Raw genomic sequence first — 20,481 nt, forward strand, 5'->3', positions numbered from 1 at the left:
TAAGATGAGTTTTTTATTTTTCTTTAATATATAATTATCTTTTTTGTAGATAAAAACATACTTTATTCAACAAAAAGTGTTTTTAGTAAAGTCTAAAAAAGATAATATATTTCTTAAAATTCATGTCAACTTATTTATTTCCAATTAAATGGTAATTAAATTATAAATCTTATATAAAAAATATAAATTCCATAAAATTTTTGTTTTATTATGTCTTAAAAAAATAAAAGCTTAATCTATATATTTACAAATTTTTCCTGTAAATCTTGCTATAATGTTGATAAAGATAGAAGGTTAGGAGGATAAATATGCAATATGGAGTTAAAATTGATAATTACAAAAGAGCAAAGGATTCAGAAAATGTAAAAAATAATATGAAAATAGAAGCTTCTAGCATTGGGCTTATTATGGCTATGGTTGCAGGTCTTTTAATAAGTAGAGTGTATTTAGATATGACTTTTGGAGTAGTTCAAGTATTAGCTCCATTTGGATTAGCATATTTAATTGCAATAACAAATTATGAAAGAAAATATATATTATCATCAAGTTTGGGAGTTATATTAGGGTACATTACCTTGTTTAATAAGGTTAGCAACTTTTCGGCTTACATAATAATATCAACTATAGTTACCATAATTTCTATGAGTAAACTAAATAAAAAGGCTAGAAATATAGCAAGTTTTATTATTGTATTTTCAGGATTGTTTGTTTATGGAGTTTTAGTAGGAAGTTCAGATATAATTTTACACTTAATAGGTGCGATTTCAGTGACAGCCTTAGTTTTTCCTATATATTATGTTGTGAGCTATACATTAAAGTGCATAGAAGAAATAAATACTCAACATTTTTTTTCAATAGATGAAATTGTAAGTATAGAACTATTTATATGTTTATTAATAGTTGGAATTGGAACTCTATCAATAAATGATATTAGTTTTAGAAATATAGCAGCTATACTTTTTATTATAGCTTTAGCCTTTATTTCAGATACTAATATGGGTGCTGGAGCAGGTATAACTATGGGTATAATATTAGGTTTTGCTACAGGGAATCTTATGGAGAGCATAGCTATTTATGGAGCTTGTGGCTTAGTTGCCGGGATATTTAGAGAGTCAGGAAAACTTTTTACAGCCTTATCATTTAACATAATTTTTATAATAGTAACTTTATATTCTGGAGTTTTTAATAATATTTCATTTATAGAAGCCTTAGTTGGAACAGGAATATTTCTTTTAATTCCTAAAAAAATATACAATAAAATTTCTTTAGAAATAAACAAGGATAAAAAGGTTGGGCATTTTAGTGAAGTTAGATTTGCTGAGATTAAAGATGAGTTAACTGAAAGATTAAAAGATTTTACTGAAGTTTTATCTATAATGGGTAAGTCATTAAATAATCTAGTTGGTAATGATAAATTAGCTATAAAAAATAAGGGGAATGCATTGGTTGAAAATTTATCAGATAGAACTTGTAGTGACTGTGATATGAGATATATGTGTTGGAAGAGAGAACTTCATCAAACTTATAATGCTTTTTCAGATTTAATAAGAAATTATGAAAATAATTCAGGTGCTTTTCCTCATGAGCTTGAGAAAAAATGCATAAAGAAATATGCCTTAGTTAAAAATCTAGAGGACATAATGAATATCTATATGGTAAATGAAACCTTAAAGAGTAGATTAGGAGAGGGAAGAAAAATCTTATCTAATCATATAAACAATATGTCAGTTACAATTAGTGAAATAGTTGACGAGTTTGGAAATGAACTGCATCTATGTACTGATGTAGAAAAAAGTATAAAAAAATCTCTTTTAAAGTATGGCATTAATTTTGGAAGCTTAATATGTTATAACGATAAAAATGGAAGAATTAAAATTAAGATGCAAATGGAAAATTGTATGGGATCTCAAACATGTATAAAAACAGTTCTTCCTATAATAAGCGAGACCATAGGAAAAAATATGAGTATTGGAAGTGAAGGGTGTAATATAAATAGCAAAAATAATATGTGTGAGATTGTTATTGAAGAAGCGCCTAAATATCATATTAATTCCCATGTAGCAGTTGCTACTAAAGAGGGAGAAAAATTCACTGGAGATTCATATTCATATGGTAGAACAAAGGATGGTAATTATATAACTGTAATATCAGATGGCATGGGATCAGGACCTGAAGCAGGACTTGAAAGTAAAGTTTCAGTAGAAATAATAGAAAAATTTATGGAAGTTGGTTTTGATGAAAAAATAGCTATTGATGCAGTTAATGCAATTATGAGTATAAAGTTTAGTGAAGATGAAAAGTTTTCTACATTAGATATGAATAAGATAGACTTATATACTGGAAATGCTAAGTTTATGAAAGTTGGAGCTATAGAAAGCTTTATAAAGAGAGGAAATAAGGTAGAGGTTATAAATTCAAATACACTTCCTTTTGGTGTCTTAGAAGAACCAGATGTAGATACTGTTGAAAAGCAAGTAAGTAATGGGGATGTAATAGTTAGTATAAGTGATGGTATTTTAGATGTTAAAAATGATGGAAGTTTTGATACTACATGGTTAATTGAATTTTTAAAGAATACTAAGTATAGACAACCTAAGGATTTATCAATAGCTATTTTAGAAAAAGCAAAGGAATTAAGTGGAGGAAAGGCTAAGGATGATATGACAGTAGTTGTATCTAAGGTTTTTGCAATAAATTAAGAAAAGGAGAGTGTATAAGAACTAAATAAAATCTATAAATTGTTTTGTGTGTAGATTTTATTTAAAAGAAAAGTTCTTATGCACTTTCTTTTATTTTTAAGTAAATAATTAGATTTATTATTTAAAATTAATTATACGAACTTTTTTAAGAACATAATGGATTTTTTATGTGTTATAATATTAGGGCAAAATATAATATTTATGGAGTGAGTTACAATGAAGAAAAAGGTTATAGATTTTATAAAGGAAAACTCCATGATTAAAAGTGGAGATAAGGTTTTAGTAGCTTTATCAGGTGGTCCAGACTCAGTATGTTTACTACATATTTTAAGTGAACTTAGGGAATTATTACACATAGAAGTATATGCAGCCCATGTGAATCATTGTTTAAGAGGAGAAAGCGCTTTAAAAGATGAAGCTTATGTAGAAGAACTTTGTAAGAATTTAAATATAAAATGTTTTGTAAAAAGAGTAGATATAAATAAGATAAGTGAAGAACAAAACATTTCTACAGAAATGGCTGGAAGAGAAGAGAGATATAAATTCTTTGAAGAACTAAAAAATGAATATTCATTAGATAAAATAGCTATAGCACACAATGCTAATGACCAAGCAGAAACTCTTATTATGAGAGCTTTAAGAGGAACTGGCATAGAAGGGTTAGTTGGAATTAAACCAGTTAGAGATGGTATTTTCATAAGACCTATATTGATTTTAAGAAGAAAAGAAATAGAAGAATACTGTGAAATAAATAATTTAAATCCTAGAATAGATGAAACTAATTTAGAAGAAATATATTCTAGAAATAAAATAAGGCTTAAGGCAATACCATTTATAGAAGAGAATTTTAATCCAGATATAGTTGCTACTTTAAATAGATTAGCTTATAGCTGTAGTAAGGATGTAGAGTTTATACAAGAAGAAGTGGAAAAGAGATTTCCTAAACTTTGTACAAAGGAAAATCGCAGCATTCTTATTAAAGAAGAAGCCTTTAATGAAAAGGAAGCTCTATTAACAAGAATAATAAAAAAGGCATTATTTGAAGTAAGTTCTAAACATAATAACTTTGAATTAAAACATATACAGGACATAATTGCCTTAAAAGATAAAGGGACAGGAAAGCAAATTAACATAACTAATGGGGTAATTGCTTTAAATGAATATGGAGATATAAGAATAAAATTAGTAGATAGCAAAAAGGTTAAAGAGAATAAAGTTTTAAATTTAGAAAATATTAAAGATGAACTAGATAAAAATCAAAAAGTTGTAATAGAAGATGATATTTTAGGAAATTATGAATTAATAGTAGAAGATTTAAAAAAAGGTGAAAAATTTTCAAAAGATAGATTTATAAAGTCTTTTGATTATGATAAAATTTCCAATATAGATATTAGATTTAGACAAAATGGAGATAAAATAATTCCTTTAGGAATGAAGAGTAGCAAAAAGCTAAAAGATATATTTATAAATAATAAAATACCTAAAGAAGAAAGAGATTTTATACCCTTAGTGCTATTTAATAATGAAATAGCATGGATTGTAGGATCTAATGTTAGTGAAACATTTAAAGTTACAAATAAAACTAAAAAGGTAATTAAAATTACTTTTAAAGGAAAGGAAAATTAATTATGATAAGAGACATAAAAGATGATGTTAAAAAAGTTTTATATTCAGAAGAACAATTAGCTAAACGTGTAAAAGAGATGGCTGAAGAAATTAGTAAAGATTATGCTGGAAAAGATTTATTAGTTGTTGGTATATTAAAAGGTTCAGTATTATTTACCTCAGACCTTATTAAAAATATAAGCATACCATGTGAAATAGATTTTATGGCTGTTTCAAGTTATGGCAACTCAGCTCAAACTTCAGGAGTTGTTAGAATATTAAAAGACTTAGATAGTGATATAGAAAATAAGCATGTTCTTATAGTTGAAGATATAGTTGATACAGGAACAACTTTAAGCTATCTTTTAGAATATTTAAAAGCTAGAAAGGCAGCAAGTATAGAAATCGTTGCTCTATTAGATAAAGAAGCTAGAAGAACTTCAAATGTTTCAGCAAAATACAAAGGATTTGATGTACCAGATGAATTCATAGTTGGATATGGAATAGACTATGCTGAAAAATATAGAAACTTACCATTCATCGGTGCTTTAAAAGAAGAAATTTATAATAAGTAATTCAAAATATTGTAAAATACTATTTCTTATGTTAAAATTCATTAAAAATGATGGTCAGAGAGGGGGGCATAGAGATGAAAAAATTACAAAGTATGATTACTTATATAGCTATTTTTGCTGTAGTGCTTATGTTTGCATTTGCTTTTTATAGAAATGGAACTCAAGGAAAAGTAATATCATATACTGAATTTAAAGAAGCATATGTAGAAAATAAAATTGAAACAATGACCATAAAAGAAGATAAAATGTCAGTTGATGGGGTTTTTAAAGATGGTAAGAGGTTTACTTCATATGTTTCAAATAAGATGTTAGACAATCTTTTACAAGAGACTCAAGGGGTAGAAACTGAAATAAAGTATAATCCACCTAATAATATGGGTATTTGGATTAGTTTCCTTCCAACAATACTTATAATAGGTGTGATATTCTTTGGTTTATTTATGTTCACACAGCAAGCTCAAAACAGTGGTGGAAATAGAGGAGTAATGAATTTCGGTAAAAGTAAAGCTAAGATGGCTAATTTAGACGGAAAGAAAGTTACGTTCAAAGATGTTGCTGGAGCTGATGAAGAAAAAGGTGAATTAGAAGAAATTGTTGATTTCTTAAAACAACCTAAGAGATATATAGAAATGGGAGCAAGAATACCTAAAGGAGTTCTTTTAGTAGGGCCTCCAGGAACAGGTAAGACACTTCTTGCAAAAGCTATAGCAGGAGAAGCTGGTGTTCCTTTCTTTAGTATATCAGGTTCAGATTTCGTTGAAATGTTTGTTGGAGTTGGTGCTTCAAGAGTAAGAGATTTATTTGAGCAAGCTAAGAAAAATGCTCCATGTATTATATTTATAGACGAAATAGATGCTGTTGGTAGACAAAGAGGTGCTGGACTTGGTGGCGGTCATGATGAAAGAGAACAAACATTAAACCAATTACTAGTTGAGATGGACGGTTTTGGAGTTAATGAAGGAATAATTATGATAGCTGCTACAAATAGACCAGATATCTTAGATCCAGCATTATTAAGACCAGGAAGATTTGATAGAAGAATTTTAGTAGGTGCACCTGATGTTAAGGGTAGAGAAGAAGTACTAAAAGTTCATACAAGAAATAAACATCTATCAGAAGATGTAGATTTAAAAGTTTTAGCTAAAATGACACCAGGATTTAGTGGTGCAGATCTTGAAAACTTAACTAACGAAGCTGCATTATTAGCGGTTAGAGGTGGCAAAAGTAGCATAGATATGGCAGACATTGAAGAGGCTATAACAAGAGTAATAGCTGGGCCAGAGAAGAAGAGTAGAGTTGTTAGTGAATATGATAGAAGAATCACTGCAGTTCACGAATCTGGTCATGCTGTTGTAAGTAATGTTCTAGAGTATGCAGATCCAGTTCATGAAATAAGTATAATTCAAAGAGGAATGGCTGCAGGATACACAATGAATTTACCAGAGGAAGATAGAACTCACACATCTAAGAAACAGCTTAAGGATAAGATGGTTGAACTTTTAGGTGGAAGAGTGGCTGAGAAATTAGTTATTGGAGATATAAGTGCCGGTGCTAAAAATGATATAGATAGAGCTAGTCACATTGCTAGAAGTATGGTTATGGAATACGGAATGAGTGATGTTATTGGACCTATATCATTTGGTAATAGCGATGGTGGCGAAGTATTCTTAGGTAGAGACATTGGAAAGAGTAGTAACATAAGTGAAGAAACTAGCGCTAAAATAGATGAAGAAATCAAGAAATTAATTGATGAAGCTTATAATAGAGCAGAATCTATATTAAGAGAAAATATAAGTAAATTAAATGCAGTAACTGATGTGTTACTTCAAAAAGAAAAAATTGATGGTGATGAGTTTAGAGAAATATTTAAAAACTCATAGTTAAAAGAGGTACTTAAGTACCTCTTTTTTTATAATTATTATTTAATTAAGAATTATTTTATATTATAATTTCACTAAAGATATTTTAATAATACGAACAATTTTTATAAAATATATAAAAATGTTCGATAAAACTCTTTGTTTTTTAATAAATTATGGGTATAATATTAAGTAGATTACTTTGGAATGAGGTGCGGAATTATGAAAAATGATATTGAAATAGCACAAAGTGCTAAAATGGAGCCAATAATAAATATTGCTAAAAAAATAGGTCTTGGAGAAGATGATATTGAGCTTTATGGAAAATATAAATGTAAGATATCTTTAGATGCAATAAAAAAACTAGAAAATAATAAGGATGGTAAGCTTGTTTTAGTTACAGCTATAAATCCAACGCCAGCAGGAGAGGGAAAATCTACTGTTACAGTAGGATTAGGACAAGCGTTAAATAAAATAGGAAAAAATACCGTTATAGCCTTAAGAGAGCCATCATTAGGCCCTGTATTTGGAATAAAAGGTGGAGCAGCTGGTGGTGGATATGCTCAAGTAGTTCCTATGGAAGATATAAATCTTCATTTTACAGGGGATATGCATGCAATAACTTCAGCTAATAATCTTTTATGTGCAGCTATAGATAACCATATTCATCAAGGTAATTTATTAAGAATAGATTCAAGAAGAATTGTATTTAAAAGAGTTATGGATATGAATGATAGAGCCTTAAGAAATATAGTTGTTGGAATGGGTGGTAAAATAAACGGATTCTTAAGAGAAGATGGATTTATGATCACTGTTGCATCAGAAATAATGGCTATATTATGTATGGCTAGTGATTTAGAAGACTTAAAAGAGAGAATGGGAAATATTTTAATTGCATATAACTTAGATGGAGAGCCTGTTTATGCTAAGGAATTAGAAGTTCAAGGAGCTATGGCTTTACTTATGAAAGATGCCATAAAACCTAACCTTGTTCAAACTTTAGAAAATACTCCAGCAATAATTCATGGAGGCCCATTTGCCAATATAGCTCATGGATGTAATTCAATAATAGCAACTAAGACAGCTTTAAAAATGAGTGATATAACTATAACAGAGGCTGGCTTTGGAGCAGATTTAGGTGCAGAAAAATTCTTAGATATAAAATGTAGATACGGAAATTTAAATCCTGATTGTGTAGTTTTAGTAGCTACTATAAGAGCTTTAAAACATCACGGTGGCGTAAAGAAAGATGAATTAAACATATCAAATGTAGATGCTTTAAATAAAGGAATGAAAAACCTAGAAAAGCAAATAGAAAATATAAAAGCTTATGGAGTACCAGTTGTTGTTGCTATAAATAAGTTTATAACTGATTCAGATGAAGAGGTTAAAGCTATAGAAGACTTCTGCAAAAATATAGGAGTAGAAGTTAGCTTAACAGAAGTATGGGAAAAAGGTGGAGAAGGCGGAATTGATTTAGCTAATAAAGTTATAAAAACAATGGAAACTGAGCCTTCAAACTTTAAGATGATTTACGATTCAGAAGAATCAATAAAGGATAAAATATTAAAAATAGTTCAAACTATATATGGCGGAAAAGGAGTAAACTATACTCCTCAAGCTCTTAAACAAATAGCTGAAATTGAGAAATTTAATTTAGATAAGCTTCCAATATGTATGGCTAAGACACAGTATTCATTATCAGATAATCCAAGTCTTTTAGGAAGACCTGAAAACTTTGATATAACTGTTAAAGAGGTTAGAGTTTCAAATGGAGCTGGATTCATAGTTGTTTTAACAGGGGATGTTATGACAATGCCAGGGTTACCTAAAGTTCCTGCTGCTAATAGAATGGATATAAAAGACAATGGAGAAATAGTAGGATTATTCTAAATGTTTAGATAATTTTGAGGCTTATATGACACTGTTAAAAAAATAGTCATATAAGCCTTTTTTTATTTAAAAACTAGTAATTGTAATTGCTTGACAAATGTATAGTAGTTGTTAAAATTAATATTGTTATATAAAGGGTACATGGTATTTTCCGGACAGCTTTATTAGCTGTCTTTAATTATATTAAGGTGGTGTAAAACACATGATTTTATTAATAGATGTAGGTAATACAAATATAGTTTTAGGGATTCATGATAATGAAAAATACATAGCATCATGGAGAATATCTACAGATTCTAAGAAAACATCAGATGAATATTCAATACAAGTTATGCAACTATTTAATCAAGCAAAATTAAATCCAGAAGAGGTTGAAGGAATAATAATTTCTTCAGTAGTTCCTAATATAATGCATTCTTTAGAAAACATGGTTAGAAAATGTTTCTGCAAAGAACCTATTGTAGTAGGGCCTGGAATAAAAACTGGAATTAATATAAAATATGATAATCCTAAAGAGGTTGGAGCAGATAGAATAGTAAATGCTGTAGCTGCTTTTGAAAAGCATAAAAAACCTATGATAATAATAGATTTTGGAACAGCAACAACATTCTGTGCCATTACTGAAAAGGGAGATTATTTAGGTGGAAATATATGTCCTGGAATTCAAATTTCAGCAGATGCTTTATTTGAGAGAGCAGCAAAGCTTCCAAGAATAGAACTTGAAAAACCAAAGAGTGTAATTTGTAAAAATACAGTTACAAGTATGCAAGCTGGAATAATTTATGGATATATTGGAAAAGTTGAATATATAGTTAAACGTATGAAAAAGGAAATGATGGACTTAGGAGAAAAGGAACCATTTGTATTAGCTACAGGAGGGCTAGCTAAACTTGTTTATAGCGAAACGGATGTAATTGATGAAGTAGATCGTAAATTAACTTTAGAAGGGCTTAAGATTCTTTACGAAAAAAACAAGGAGTAGAAAGTAATGAAAATATCAAACATAGTTTTAGAAAATAATGTTTTCTTAGCACCTATGGCAGGGGTTACAGATATATCTTTTAGGGGATTATGTAAAGAGATGGGTGCAGGAATTGTTTGCACTGAAATGGTTAGTGCAAAGGCATTGTACTATGGGAGTGAAAATACAAAAGAATTAATGAGAATTGCAGATGAAGAAAAACCGGTATCTTGTCAGATGTTTGGAAATGATCCAGAGATAATGGCTTATGTCACTGAGAAGCATTTTAATACAAATGATGATATATGTATAATAGATGTTAACATGGGATGTCCTGCACCTAAGATAGTAAAAAATGGTGAAGGTTCAGCCTTAATGAAAAATCCTAAATTAGCTTATGAGATCATGAGTAGCATAAAAAAAGTTGCAACAAAGCCTGTAACAGTTAAGTTTAGAATGGGTTTTGATGAAGAAAATATAAATGCTGTTGAGTTTGCTAAAATCATGGAAGAAGCAGGAGTAGATGCCATTGCTGTACATGGAAGAACTAGGGCTCAAATGTATGAAGGAAAAGCTAACTGGGATATAATAAGACAAGTAAAGGAAGCAGTTAATATTCCTGTTATAGGAAATGGAGATGTATTTACTGCGGAGGATGCTTTAAGTCTTAAAAATCAAACTAACTGTGATGGAATTATGGTTGCAAGAGGAAGTATGGGAAACCCATGGATCTTCAAGCAAATAGTTCAGAAATTAAATGGAGAAGAGGTTTATATGCCTACTCCAGAAGAAAAAATAGATATGTGTATAAGACACTATAATTTATCACTTAAATATGATGGAGAGTATAAGGCTGTAAGAGAAATGAGAAAACATGCAGCTTGGTATATAAAAGGATTAAATAATTGTACTGAAGTTAAGAATAGGCTTAATTTAGAAGCTGATCCAGAGAAGATTATGGGTATCCTTAATGAGTATAAAGAATATTTAATGAAAAATGATTTATAATATTTATCATAAATGGGGATATAACTGGATATAATAAAGCATCAGTAAAATATTAGATGTTTAATTTATACAAATAAAGGTGAGAATTAAAGCTAAATAATGATTTTTTATTTAGTGTATTCTATCTTATATAATATATAGTTTGACATAATAATCTTTAGGAATTATAATAATTTGAATAATTAGGCTTAATAATCTTAAAGTTTTTATGAATTGTATATTAACAGGTTAAGTTTAAATATGATATTATAATAATATGTTCAAAGGGGAGAAAGAAAATGAGCGAAAAGAAACATATAATGACATATGAAGGTGTTAAAAAATTAGAAGATGAATTAGAATATCTTAAAACAGTAAAAAGAAAAGAAATAACTGAAAAGATAAAAGTTGCTTTAGGATACGGAGATTTAAGTGAGAACTCAGAATATGATGAAGCTAAAAATGAGCAAGCTTTCACTGAAGGAAGAATAATTCAGTTAGAAAACATGCTTAAAAATGCTGTTGTTGTTGATGAGTCAGAAATATCAACAGATATAGTTACAGTTGGATCAATCGTTAAGGTTATGGACTTTGATTTTGATGAAGAAGTTGAGTATTCAATAGTTGGTTCAGCAGAAGCAGATCCAATGAACTTTAAGATATCAAATGAATCACCAGTTGGTGAAGGGTTAATGGGTAAAAAAGTTGGAGATGTTGTAGAGATAGAAGTACCAGGAGGAACTACTAAGTTCGAAGTTCTTGGAATAAGAAGATAGATAATATAGATGGAGGGATTTTTAAATGTCAAATGAGGAAATAAATATTCACGAAGCAGAAGAACAATTAAGTGAACAAGAGATGTTAAGAAGACAAAAGCTTGTTGAATTACAAGAAGCTGGTAAGGACCCATTTGATGTATACAAGGTAGAGAGAACACACTCTTCTGCTGATGTAAAAGATAATTTTGAAGAGTTAGAAGGTAAAGAAGTAAAAGTTGCTGGAAGACTTATGTCAAAAAGAGGTCAAGGTAAAGTAGTATTCGCTGATTTAGCAGATTTACCAGGAAAAATTCAATTATTTATTAAGATTGATAACGTTGGAGAGGAAGCTTTAAAGGAATTTAAAACTTTCGATTTAGGTGACTGGGTTGCTGCAACTGGAGAAGTATTTAAAACAAAAATGGGTGAAGTTTCAGTAAAAGTAACTTCATTTGAATTAATCTGTAAATCTTTAAAACCATTACCAGAAAAATGGCATGGTTTAAAAGACCCAGACTTAAGATACAGACAAAGAGAAGTTGATATAATAACAAACCCAGAAGTTAAAGATACTTTTATTAAGAGATCACAAATAGTAAAAGCAATAAGAGAATTCTTAGATAATAGAGGATTCTTAGAGGTTGACACACCAATTCTTTCACCGATAGCTGGTGGAGCTGCTGCTAGACCTTTCATAACTCACCACAATGCTTTAGATATAGATATGTATTTAAGAATTGCTACTGAGTTATACTTAAAGAGATTAATAGTTGCTGGATTTGAAAAAGTTTATGAAATGGGTAAAAACTTCAGAAATGAAGGGGTTTCAGTAAGACATAATCCAGAATTCACTGCTATAGAGTTATATGAAGCATATGCTGATTACAATGACATGATGGAAATCATGGAAAACATGATTGCTTATGTTTGTGAGAAAGTAAATGGATCAACTAAAGTTACTTATGAAGGAACTGAAATAGACTTCACACCACCATGGAGAAGAATTACTATGGTTGATGCAGTTAAAGAATTTGCTGGTATAGATTTCAACGAAATTAAGAGTGATGAAGAAGCTCAAGCTATAGCTAAAGAGAAAAACTTAGAATTCCCTAAACCATTAGATAAGGTTACTAAAGGTGAAGTTCTAAATATGTTATTTGAAGAATATGGTGAAGATAAATTAATCCAACCTACTTTCTTAGTAGATTATCCAGTAGAAATTTCACCTCTTACTAAAAAGAAAAGAGGAAACGAAATGTTTACTGAAAGATTTGAAGGATTTGTATATGGTAGAGAAGTATGTAACGCATACTCAGAGCTTAACGATCCAATAGTTCAAAGAGAAAGATTTGAACAACAAGCTAGAGAAAGAGAATACGGAGATGATGAAGCATACATGTTAGATGAAGAATTCATGAGTGCTTTAGAAACTGGTATGCCTCCAACAGGTGGATTAGGAATAGGAATAGACAGAATGATAATGTTCTTAACTGACTCTTCATCAATAAGAGACGTTATATTATTCCCAACAATGAAACCACAAAAATAGTTTATATAAAGTAGAAGTTTACTAAAAAGTAGACTTCTATTTTTTTATTTTATTTGAAGAGAAAAAGCTTAAAAAAATTCTAGATTATTTTTAAAATCTACTTAAAAAAACTATTGTATTTTATTTGAAATATGATATAATAAATTTGTAAATGTTCCTCGGTAGCTCAATGGTGGAGCACTCGGCTGTTAACCGATAGGTTGGAGGTTCGAGTCCTCTCCGAGGAGCCATTTTTTTTATCTAAAATTAATTAAGAAAGAATTTATAAATATATAAGCTTTTGTATGTTTATAAATTCTTTTTTTATTGACATATAATTTAGTTTTGATAAAATTAAGAGTATAACTAAATATGTACTATGATGAAGAAGAGTAATTTTAAAATCTTTTTTAGAGAGATAACGGTTGGTGAAAGTTATTAAAGGTTTAAAATGAAGGGAGCTTTTGAGTACAATTATTTTGAGAGATGAGCTTTTGCTAAAAAGGGTGGAACCGCGGAATTTTATTTCGTCCCTTTGAATGTAATGGCTTTTTTTATTTATATAAAGCCCTTAGGCTGTTAATCTAGATGAGTATTTCTAGCAGTGAATAAAACTGTTAGAAATATTTCTCAAGGAAGTTTAAAGTTCTTTATAAAGTGAAGAATTAATATAAAATAAGTTATTTAATATAAATGGAGGTAATTGTAATGGCAGTAGAAAAAACTATGGATAAAATAGTAGCCTTATGTAAAAACAGAGGATTTATATTCCCAGGTTCAGAAATATACGGTGGACTTGCAAACTCATGGGATTACGGCCCACTAGGAGTTGAATTCAAAAATAACGTAAAAAGAGCTTGGTGGAAAAAGTTTGTTCAAGAGAGCAAATATAATGTTGGATTAGATTCAGCTATATTAATGAATAGAGAAGTTTGGGTTGCATCAGGTCACGTTGGTGGATTCTCAGATCCTCTAATGGATTGTAAAGAATGTAAAGCTAGATTCAGAGCAGATAAATTAGTTGAAGATCATATGACTGCAAACGGAGCAGAAGTTGCTACAGCTGATGGATGGAGCAATGAAGAGTTAATGGACTACATAACTAAGAATAACATAGTTTGTCCAAAATGTGGAAAATTAAACTACACAGATATAAGAAAGTTCAACTTAATGTTTAAAACTTTCCAAGGAATAACTGAAGACAGTAAAAACGAAGTATATTTAAGACCAGAAACTGCTCAAGGTATATTCGTAAACTTTAAATCAGTACAAAGAACTACAAGAAAGAAAGTACCATTTGGTATAGCTCAAATTGGTAAATCTTTCAGAAACGAAATAACTCCAGGTAACTTCACTTTCAGAACTAGAGAGTTCGAACAAATGGAGCTTGAGTTCTTCTGTAAACCAGGAACTGATTTAGAATGGTTCAACTTCTGGAAAGATAGTTGTTGGAACTTCCTATTAAACTTAGGAATGAAAGAAGAAAACATAAGAATGAGAGATCATGGAGAAGAAGAATTAAGCTTCTACTCAAATGCTACTTCAGATATAGAATACTTATTCCCATTTGGATGGGGAGAACTTTGGGGAATAGCTGATAGAACAGACTATGACTTAAATAAGCATGCTGAACACTCAGGTCAAGACATGACTTACTTAGACCCAACAACAAATGAAAAATATGTACCATATGTTATAGAGCCATCATTAGGAGCAGACAGGGTTGCATTAGCATTCTTAGTTGAAGCTTATGATGAGGAAGAATTAGAAGGAGCTAATGGAAAAGTAGATGTAAGAACAGTTATGCACTTACACCCAGCTTTAGCACCATTTAAGGCTGCTATATTACCACTTTCTAAGAAATTATCAGAAAAAGCTGATGAAGTATATGCAGAACTTAGCAAACACTTCAATGTTGATTATGATGAAACAGGAAGTATCGGTAAGAGATATAGAAGACAAGATGAAATAGGAACTCCATTCTGTATAACAGTTGACTTCGATACTTTAGAAGATGGATGTGTAACTGTAAGAGACAGAGATAACATGGAACAACAAAGAGTTAAAATAGAAGATGTAAGAGCTATAATAGAAAAGAGCTTAGAATTCTAGTTTAAAAGTAAAAATAAAAACTTATAAATATATTCCACATATATTTATAAGTTTTTTTTATTTATGATTTTAAAGTACTAAAGGACATAGTTATGAATTTTGTTTTACAATTACGGACAAATGTATTTTTCGTGATATAATTTTATATGAAATTTATTAAAATGCTTTAAGGGAGACTAAAATATTATGATAAATGAAAAAAGAGTTTTAGAAAGTTTTTTAGATTATATCCAAATAGATAGCGAAACTTATGAAGAAGGTAATTTTGCTAAAAGATTAGAAAAGGATTTAATGGAAGCTGGATTAGAAGTTGAATTTGATAACAGTGGAGAAAAAATAGGTTCAAATACAGGAAACTTAATAGCTAAATTAAAAGGTAATGTAGAAGGAGAAACTATTCTTTTTGCATGTCATATGGATACTGTTAAACCTGGTAAAGGAATAAAGCCAATAATAAAAGATGGAGTTATATATAGTGATGGGACAACTATATTAGGTGGAGACGATAAAGGTGGAATAGCTGCTATAGTTGAAGCTTTAAGAGTAATAAAAGAAAACAACATAGACCATGCTAATATAGAAGTTGTATTTACAATAGCTGAAGAAACAGGTCTTTTAGGAGCTAAAAATTTAGATTATTCAAAAATAAGTGCAAAAAAAGCATTCCTTTTTGATACAAGTGGAGACCCAGGATTTATAACTACAATAGGACCTGCTCATGATACTTTAAAGGTTACTATAAAGGGAAAACCTGCACATGCTGGAGTTTCACCTGAAGATGGAATAAGTGCAATTTCCATAGCTTCAGATGCTATAGCAAACATGAAACTTTTAAGAGTAGATAAAGATACTACTGCTAATATAGGAAAAATTTCAGGAGGAGTTGCTAATAATGTAGTTTGTCCTGAAGTAATAATAGATGCGGAAGCAAGAAGTACCGTTACAGAAAAATTAGATGCTCAAACAAAACATATGGTAGAAACTTTTAAAGCTTCTGCTGAAAAATTTGGTGGAGAAGTTAATATAGAAGTAAATAGAATGTATGGTGCTTTTGTTATAGATGATAATGAAGATATAGTTTTACATGCAAAGAGAGCATTTAAAAAGTTGGGAATAAATGGAGAAACTAAAGCCTCAGGTGGTGGAAGTGATACAAATATATTTAACTGTAATGGAATAAAGGCTGTCAATCTTTCAAGTGGTGAAAGAAAGCCTCATACTTTAGAGGAACATATGAAAATTGAAGATTTAGGAACAATATCAAAAGTGGTTCTTGAATTAGTTAAAGAAAGTATAAATAAATAATTTTAATTTTAAGGATGAAGAATTTTCTTCATCCTTTTTCATAAGTTTTTAAAGTATATATTTATTTTGAAGGATTTAAAAAATTAATTATAATCAATAATATTTTAAAATAGATAAATTTATGAAAATAAGTGGTATTATATATAATAATTATTTTTATTTGGGAGGTTGCTATGAGTATGAGTTTTTTAAATAAAGGAGATAAAATAGGGATAATAAGTTGTTCAAATGGACTTAGCATAAAAAATAAAAACATAATAGAGGAATTAAAACTTAATTTAAAAAGTTTATATATAGATATGGTTGAAGGAGATACACTATATGCAAAAGAATATAATCTTTTTAGTGGGACAGGAGAAGAAAAAGCTAGAGCCTTAGAAAAATTATTCTTAGATAAAGATATAAAAATGATTTTTGATATTTCTGGTGGAGACTTAGCTAATGAAGTCCTAGATTTTTTAGACTTTAATTTAATAAAAGAAAATCCTAAACCTTTCTTTGGATATAGTGATTTAACAGTATTGCTTAATGCTATATATTCTCAGTGTGATATAACCACTTATAATTATCAATTAAGAAATTTAATTGGTAAATTTAAAGAAGAGCAAATGCAAAATTTTAAGGCTTCTTTTATAGAAGGAAAAGAAGATATATTTAACTTAGATTATAAATGGATAAATGGAAGTTATCTTGAAGGAATAGTTGTTGGTGGTAATATAAGATGTTTATTAAAATTAGCAGGTACAAAATATATGCCTAATTTTAAAGATAAAATATTATTTTTAGAAAGTTTTAGTGGAAATTCAGCTAAGATGGTAACCTATATAACTCAATATAAAAACTTAGGTGTTTTTAATGAGGTAAAAGGAATAATATTAGGTGAGTTTACTGAAATGGAAAGAGAGAATTTAAAGCCTGATATAGTAGAAATATTAAAGAGAGTTATAGGAGAAATTAATATTCCAATATTAAAAACAAGAGACCTTGGACATGGTGCAGATGCTAAATGTATTCCTATAGGAAAATATTTAATCTTTAAATAAATGACTTTATTAAATTATTTTGATAATATATTATATTATGAAACAATGAAGAATTTTTATAGGTTGTTAAGAAATCAGGGGGTTTATTAAAAATGACAGTAAATGAGCAAAACTTAAAAGAAGAAGCTTTAAGATGCTTAATGTGCAAAAATCCAAGATGCAAGGCTAATTGCCCAATAAGTACACCTATTCCAGAGGTAATAGGATTATTTAAAGAAGATAAAATAAAAGAGGCTGGGAAAATTTTATTTGAAAACAATCCTTTATCAGTAGTTTGTTCCATAGTATGTCCTCATGAAAATCAATGTAAGGGGAATTGTATAAAAGGAATAAAGGAAACACCAGTAAACTTTAGTGAAATAGAGAGAGAAATATCAGAAGAGTTTTTAGATAATCTAGAACTTACTCAAGATACTATTTTAGAAGATAAAATTGCTATAATAGGTGGAGGTCCTGCGGGAATAACAGCTGCATTTATATTAGCTAAAAAGGGATATCAAGTAACAATATTTGATGAAAATGATAAAATTGGTGGAGTATTAAGATATGGAATACCAGAATTTAGACTTTCTAGAGATATAATAGATAAATATGAAGAGGCACTTCTTAAGTTAAATGTTAAAATAAGACCTAACACTTTAATAGGAACAGTTATAACTTTAGATATGTTAAAAAGTGATGGTTATAAAGCGATATTTATAGCAACTGGAGTTTGGAATCCTAAGACTTTAAATGTTAAGGGAGAAACTTTAGGCAATGTTCACTATGCTATAGATTATTTAAAAGCACCAAAATCATATAATCTTGGAGAGAGAGTAGTTGTAATTGGGGCTGGAAATGTTGCAATGGATGCTGCTAGAACTGCGAAGAGAAATGGTGCAGATACATATGTGCTTTATAGAAAAAGCTTTGAAGATATGCCAGCTACTAAGGTTGAAATAGAAGAGGCTAAGGAAGATGGCGTAAAATTTGAACTTTATAAGTCTCCTTTAGAGATTTATGAGGATGGAGTAAAATACATACAAACAGAGAGAGTAATTTCTGAGGATGGAAGAGTATCATTTAAAACCTTAGAAGGTAGTGAAGGTGTGTTTAAATGCGATTCAATAATAGTTGCTATAAGTCAGGCTCCTAGAACTAATATAGTATCTAGTAGTAGAGATCTTTCAACAGATAAATATGGCTTAGTAGTAACTGACGAAAAGGGAATAACAACACTTAATGGGGTTTTTGCTTCAGGAGATGTGGTAAGTGGGCCTAAGACTGTAGTTGAGGCAGTTGCAAATAGTAAAAAGGTTGCTCATGCTATAGATGAATTTTGTAAAAATAATTAAAAAGTAATTAATTTTAATATTGAATTAAATAATTCATAAGGCTGTAGGAAGTTTATATAAAATAAATTTTCCTACAGTTTTTTTATGTAATTAAAAGAGCTAAGCATTAAATTGGTGATGAGATTAAGCTTGTGCAGGAAAAGAAATTATTATTTAACTCTAAATAAAAAACTCTAGAATCTAATTTAGATTTTACTAAATTGTTCTAGAGTTTTATAAATATTGGTTATATTATATTTTATTAACGAGTTTTAGTTTTAAATCCATTAGCTCTAAATCCAGGTCCGTCAGAAACTATTCTACCTATACCTCTAATTTTTCCAGAGATACATCCTCTACAATGAGCAGGTGTATCGCCTGTACATATTTTACCTGGATATAAGGCATAAAGTTTTCTATATTCACCTTCAGTAACGTTAGGCATTACTACATTTGCTCCACATTGAAGAGCTATTACTCTTCCTTGTTTATTTAATGTTTCCATAGCTGTTGTAGCAGGAATATTTATATCAGGTAAAAGTAATCTAACTATAGCCATTACTTTTAAGGCTAGTTCAAATTGTCCACCTTCAGCATCTTTTAGTGGAGTATCTTCATTTGGAATAAATGGTCCTATACCATTCATATCTACATCAAGTTCTTTGAAAAATAAAATATCATCAGCTAAGGATTCTATTTTTTGACCAGGAAGACCAACAAGACAGCCACTTCCAACTTCATATCCAAGTTTTCTTAAGTTTTTAAGACATTGAATTCTATTTTCATGACTCATACCTGGATCAAGTTCTTCATATAATTCTCTATCTGTTGTTTCAATTCTTAAAAGGAATCTATCAGCACCAGCTTTTTTTAAGGCTTCATATTCTTCAAAAGGTCTTTCGCCTATGCTTAATGTTAAAGCAACTCCTAAGGCTTTAAGATCTTTAACTATAGGAACCAAACGTTCAACAGTATAATAATCATCTTCACCGCCTTGAAGAACCAAGGTTTTATATCCATAACCAACGGCTTTTTTTGCAAAATCTATAATCTCTTCGTGAGAAAGTCTATATCTATTAAGATTTTTATTATCTCTTCTAAGTCCACAATACATACAGTTTCTTTTACATATATTAGTGAATTCTATAAGTCCTCTTAAATGTACTTCATCACCAAGGTATTTTTTTCTAACTTCATCAGCAGCTTTAAAAAGTTCATCATTTATAGAATCATCTTTTAATAATGCTATAATTTCATCTCTTGAAAGTTCATGAGTTTCTTTTGCTTTTTGTATAATAGTATTCATATTAATCCTCCTAATTAATCTGGGTATAAGGATTTTAGATATTAAAAATTACTCTTTTTATCCTAAAATAATTATTAATTAATAATTATAATTTAACAAGCTCTTTTAAACAATATAGTTAAAAATAGATTAATAATTTATTATAACATGAATATTTTTAGAAAATCATCACTAGAACAAAATAGAAGAATTCTGAATAAGTTATAATAATATGGAATGGAAAATTCCATAGTGTTATAATTAGAAAGAAATGGGATACAATTTATAAAGAACCATTATTAATATTGGTAAAAATTTTGGAGGCCACAAAATGAAGAGAGACTTTAATGAGTTTAAAGAATTTATAAAGGGAAAAAATGTAGCAGTTGTAGGAATTGGGGTAAGTAACATACCTCTTATAAAGTTTTTAGTTAAACTAGGAGCTAAAGTAACTGCTTTTGATATGAAATCAGCTGAGGAGTTAGGTGGAATTTCAAAAGAATTTGAAATATTAGGAGTAAATTTAGAACTTGGAAAAGGTTATTTAGATAGATTAAC

The 20,481-nt window shown here is 29.2% G+C and carries 15 protein-coding genes, 1 tRNA gene and 1 other annotated feature (1 of these 17 running past the window's edge); of the genes, 15 read left to right on the forward strand and 1 reads right to left on the reverse strand.

The window, feature by feature from the left end:
* Positions 1 to 308: 308 nt before the first annotated feature.
* From spoIIE to I6G60_RS02730, 14 genes are all read left to right on the forward strand, one after another.
* Positions 309 to 2,699, forward strand: coding sequence for a stage II sporulation protein E (spoIIE, locus tag I6G60_RS02665; RefSeq protein WP_049040128.1), 2,391 nt, complete (start codon positions 309 to 311; stop codon positions 2,697 to 2,699).
* A gap of 216 nt (positions 2,700 to 2,915) precedes the next feature.
* Entirely contained in the window at positions 2,916 to 4,325 is a 1,410-nt protein-coding gene (gene tilS, locus I6G60_RS02670; RefSeq protein WP_049040127.1) for a tRNA lysidine(34) synthetase TilS, read from the forward strand.
* A gap of 2 nt (positions 4,326 to 4,327) precedes the next feature.
* A complete protein-coding gene (gene hpt, locus I6G60_RS02675) occupies positions 4,328 to 4,879 on the forward strand; it encodes a hypoxanthine phosphoribosyltransferase (protein WP_003459345.1) in 552 nt (183 codons plus the stop codon).
* 74 nt (positions 4,880 to 4,953) lie between these two features.
* Positions 4,954 to 6,759, forward strand: a complete 1,806-nt coding sequence (gene ftsH, locus I6G60_RS02680; protein WP_003479284.1) for an ATP-dependent zinc metalloprotease FtsH — start codon at positions 4,954 to 4,956, stop codon at positions 6,757 to 6,759.
* Positions 6,760 to 6,960: 201 nt separating this feature from the next.
* Positions 6,961 to 8,631, forward strand: coding sequence for a formate--tetrahydrofolate ligase (locus I6G60_RS02685; protein WP_003459368.1), 1,671 nt, complete (start codon positions 6,961 to 6,963; stop codon positions 8,629 to 8,631).
* Positions 8,632 to 8,833: 202 nt separating this feature from the next.
* The gene (locus tag I6G60_RS02690) at positions 8,834 to 9,613 is read left to right on the forward strand and encodes a type III pantothenate kinase (RefSeq protein ID WP_003450343.1); all 780 of its coding nucleotides are present in this window, start codon (positions 8,834 to 8,836) and stop codon (positions 9,611 to 9,613) included.
* 6 nt (positions 9,614 to 9,619) lie between these two features.
* Positions 9,620 to 10,600: a tRNA dihydrouridine synthase DusB gene (gene dusB / locus I6G60_RS02695; protein WP_003459360.1), complete on the forward strand. Its 981-nt coding sequence runs from the start codon at positions 9,620 to 9,622 to the stop codon at positions 10,598 to 10,600.
* A gap of 278 nt (positions 10,601 to 10,878) precedes the next feature.
* Positions 10,879 to 11,355, forward strand: coding sequence for a transcription elongation factor GreA (gene greA, locus I6G60_RS02700; protein WP_003450338.1), 477 nt, complete (start codon positions 10,879 to 10,881; stop codon positions 11,353 to 11,355).
* A 25-nt stretch (positions 11,356 to 11,380) separates the two neighbouring features.
* Entirely contained in the window at positions 11,381 to 12,886 is a 1,506-nt protein-coding gene (lysS, locus tag I6G60_RS02705) for a lysine--tRNA ligase (RefSeq protein WP_057232183.1), read from the forward strand.
* A gap of 155 nt (positions 12,887 to 13,041) precedes the next feature.
* Positions 13,042 to 13,116, forward strand: a tRNA-Asn gene (locus I6G60_RS02710).
* A gap of 119 nt (positions 13,117 to 13,235) precedes the next feature.
* Positions 13,236 to 13,403, forward strand: a binding site (T-box leader).
* A 170-nt stretch (positions 13,404 to 13,573) separates the two neighbouring features.
* Entirely contained in the window at positions 13,574 to 14,977 is a 1,404-nt protein-coding gene (locus I6G60_RS02715) for a glycine--tRNA ligase (RefSeq protein ID WP_003450306.1), read from the forward strand.
* A 186-nt stretch (positions 14,978 to 15,163) separates the two neighbouring features.
* The gene (locus I6G60_RS02720) at positions 15,164 to 16,282 is read left to right on the forward strand and encodes a M20/M25/M40 family metallo-hydrolase (protein ID WP_049039358.1); all 1,119 of its coding nucleotides are present in this window, start codon (positions 15,164 to 15,166) and stop codon (positions 16,280 to 16,282) included.
* Between the two features lie 173 nt (positions 16,283 to 16,455).
* Positions 16,456 to 17,325 (forward strand): S66 family peptidase, encoded by an 870-nt coding sequence (locus I6G60_RS02725; RefSeq protein ID WP_078209983.1) that lies wholly within the window; start codon positions 16,456 to 16,458, stop codon positions 17,323 to 17,325.
* A 92-nt stretch (positions 17,326 to 17,417) separates the two neighbouring features.
* Positions 17,418 to 18,659, forward strand: coding sequence for an NAD(P)-dependent oxidoreductase (locus I6G60_RS02730; RefSeq protein WP_057232181.1), 1,242 nt, complete (start codon positions 17,418 to 17,420; stop codon positions 18,657 to 18,659).
* Between the two features lie 241 nt (positions 18,660 to 18,900).
* On the opposite strand, the gene hydE is transcribed toward I6G60_RS02730, so the two are convergent.
* On the reverse strand, positions 18,901 to 19,944 hold the full coding sequence (hydE, locus tag I6G60_RS02735; protein ID WP_049039360.1) for a [FeFe] hydrogenase H-cluster radical SAM maturase HydE: 1,044 nt from the start codon (positions 19,942 to 19,944) through the stop codon (positions 18,901 to 18,903).
* 310 nt (positions 19,945 to 20,254) lie between these two features.
* Between hydE and murD the strand changes: the two genes are divergently transcribed.
* Positions 20,255 to 20,481, forward strand: the start of a protein-coding gene (gene murD / locus I6G60_RS02740; protein WP_003470204.1) for a UDP-N-acetylmuramoyl-L-alanine--D-glutamate ligase. The gene runs 1,150 nt beyond the window's last position; 227 of the gene's 1,377 nt are visible here — the first part of the coding sequence; it begins with the start codon at positions 20,255 to 20,257; its stop codon lies off the right edge, out of view.

Origin of the sequence: Clostridium perfringens (genome assembly GCF_016027375.1) — a bacterium.
GTDB lineage: Bacteria > Bacillota > Clostridia > Clostridiales > Clostridiaceae > Sarcina > Sarcina perfringens.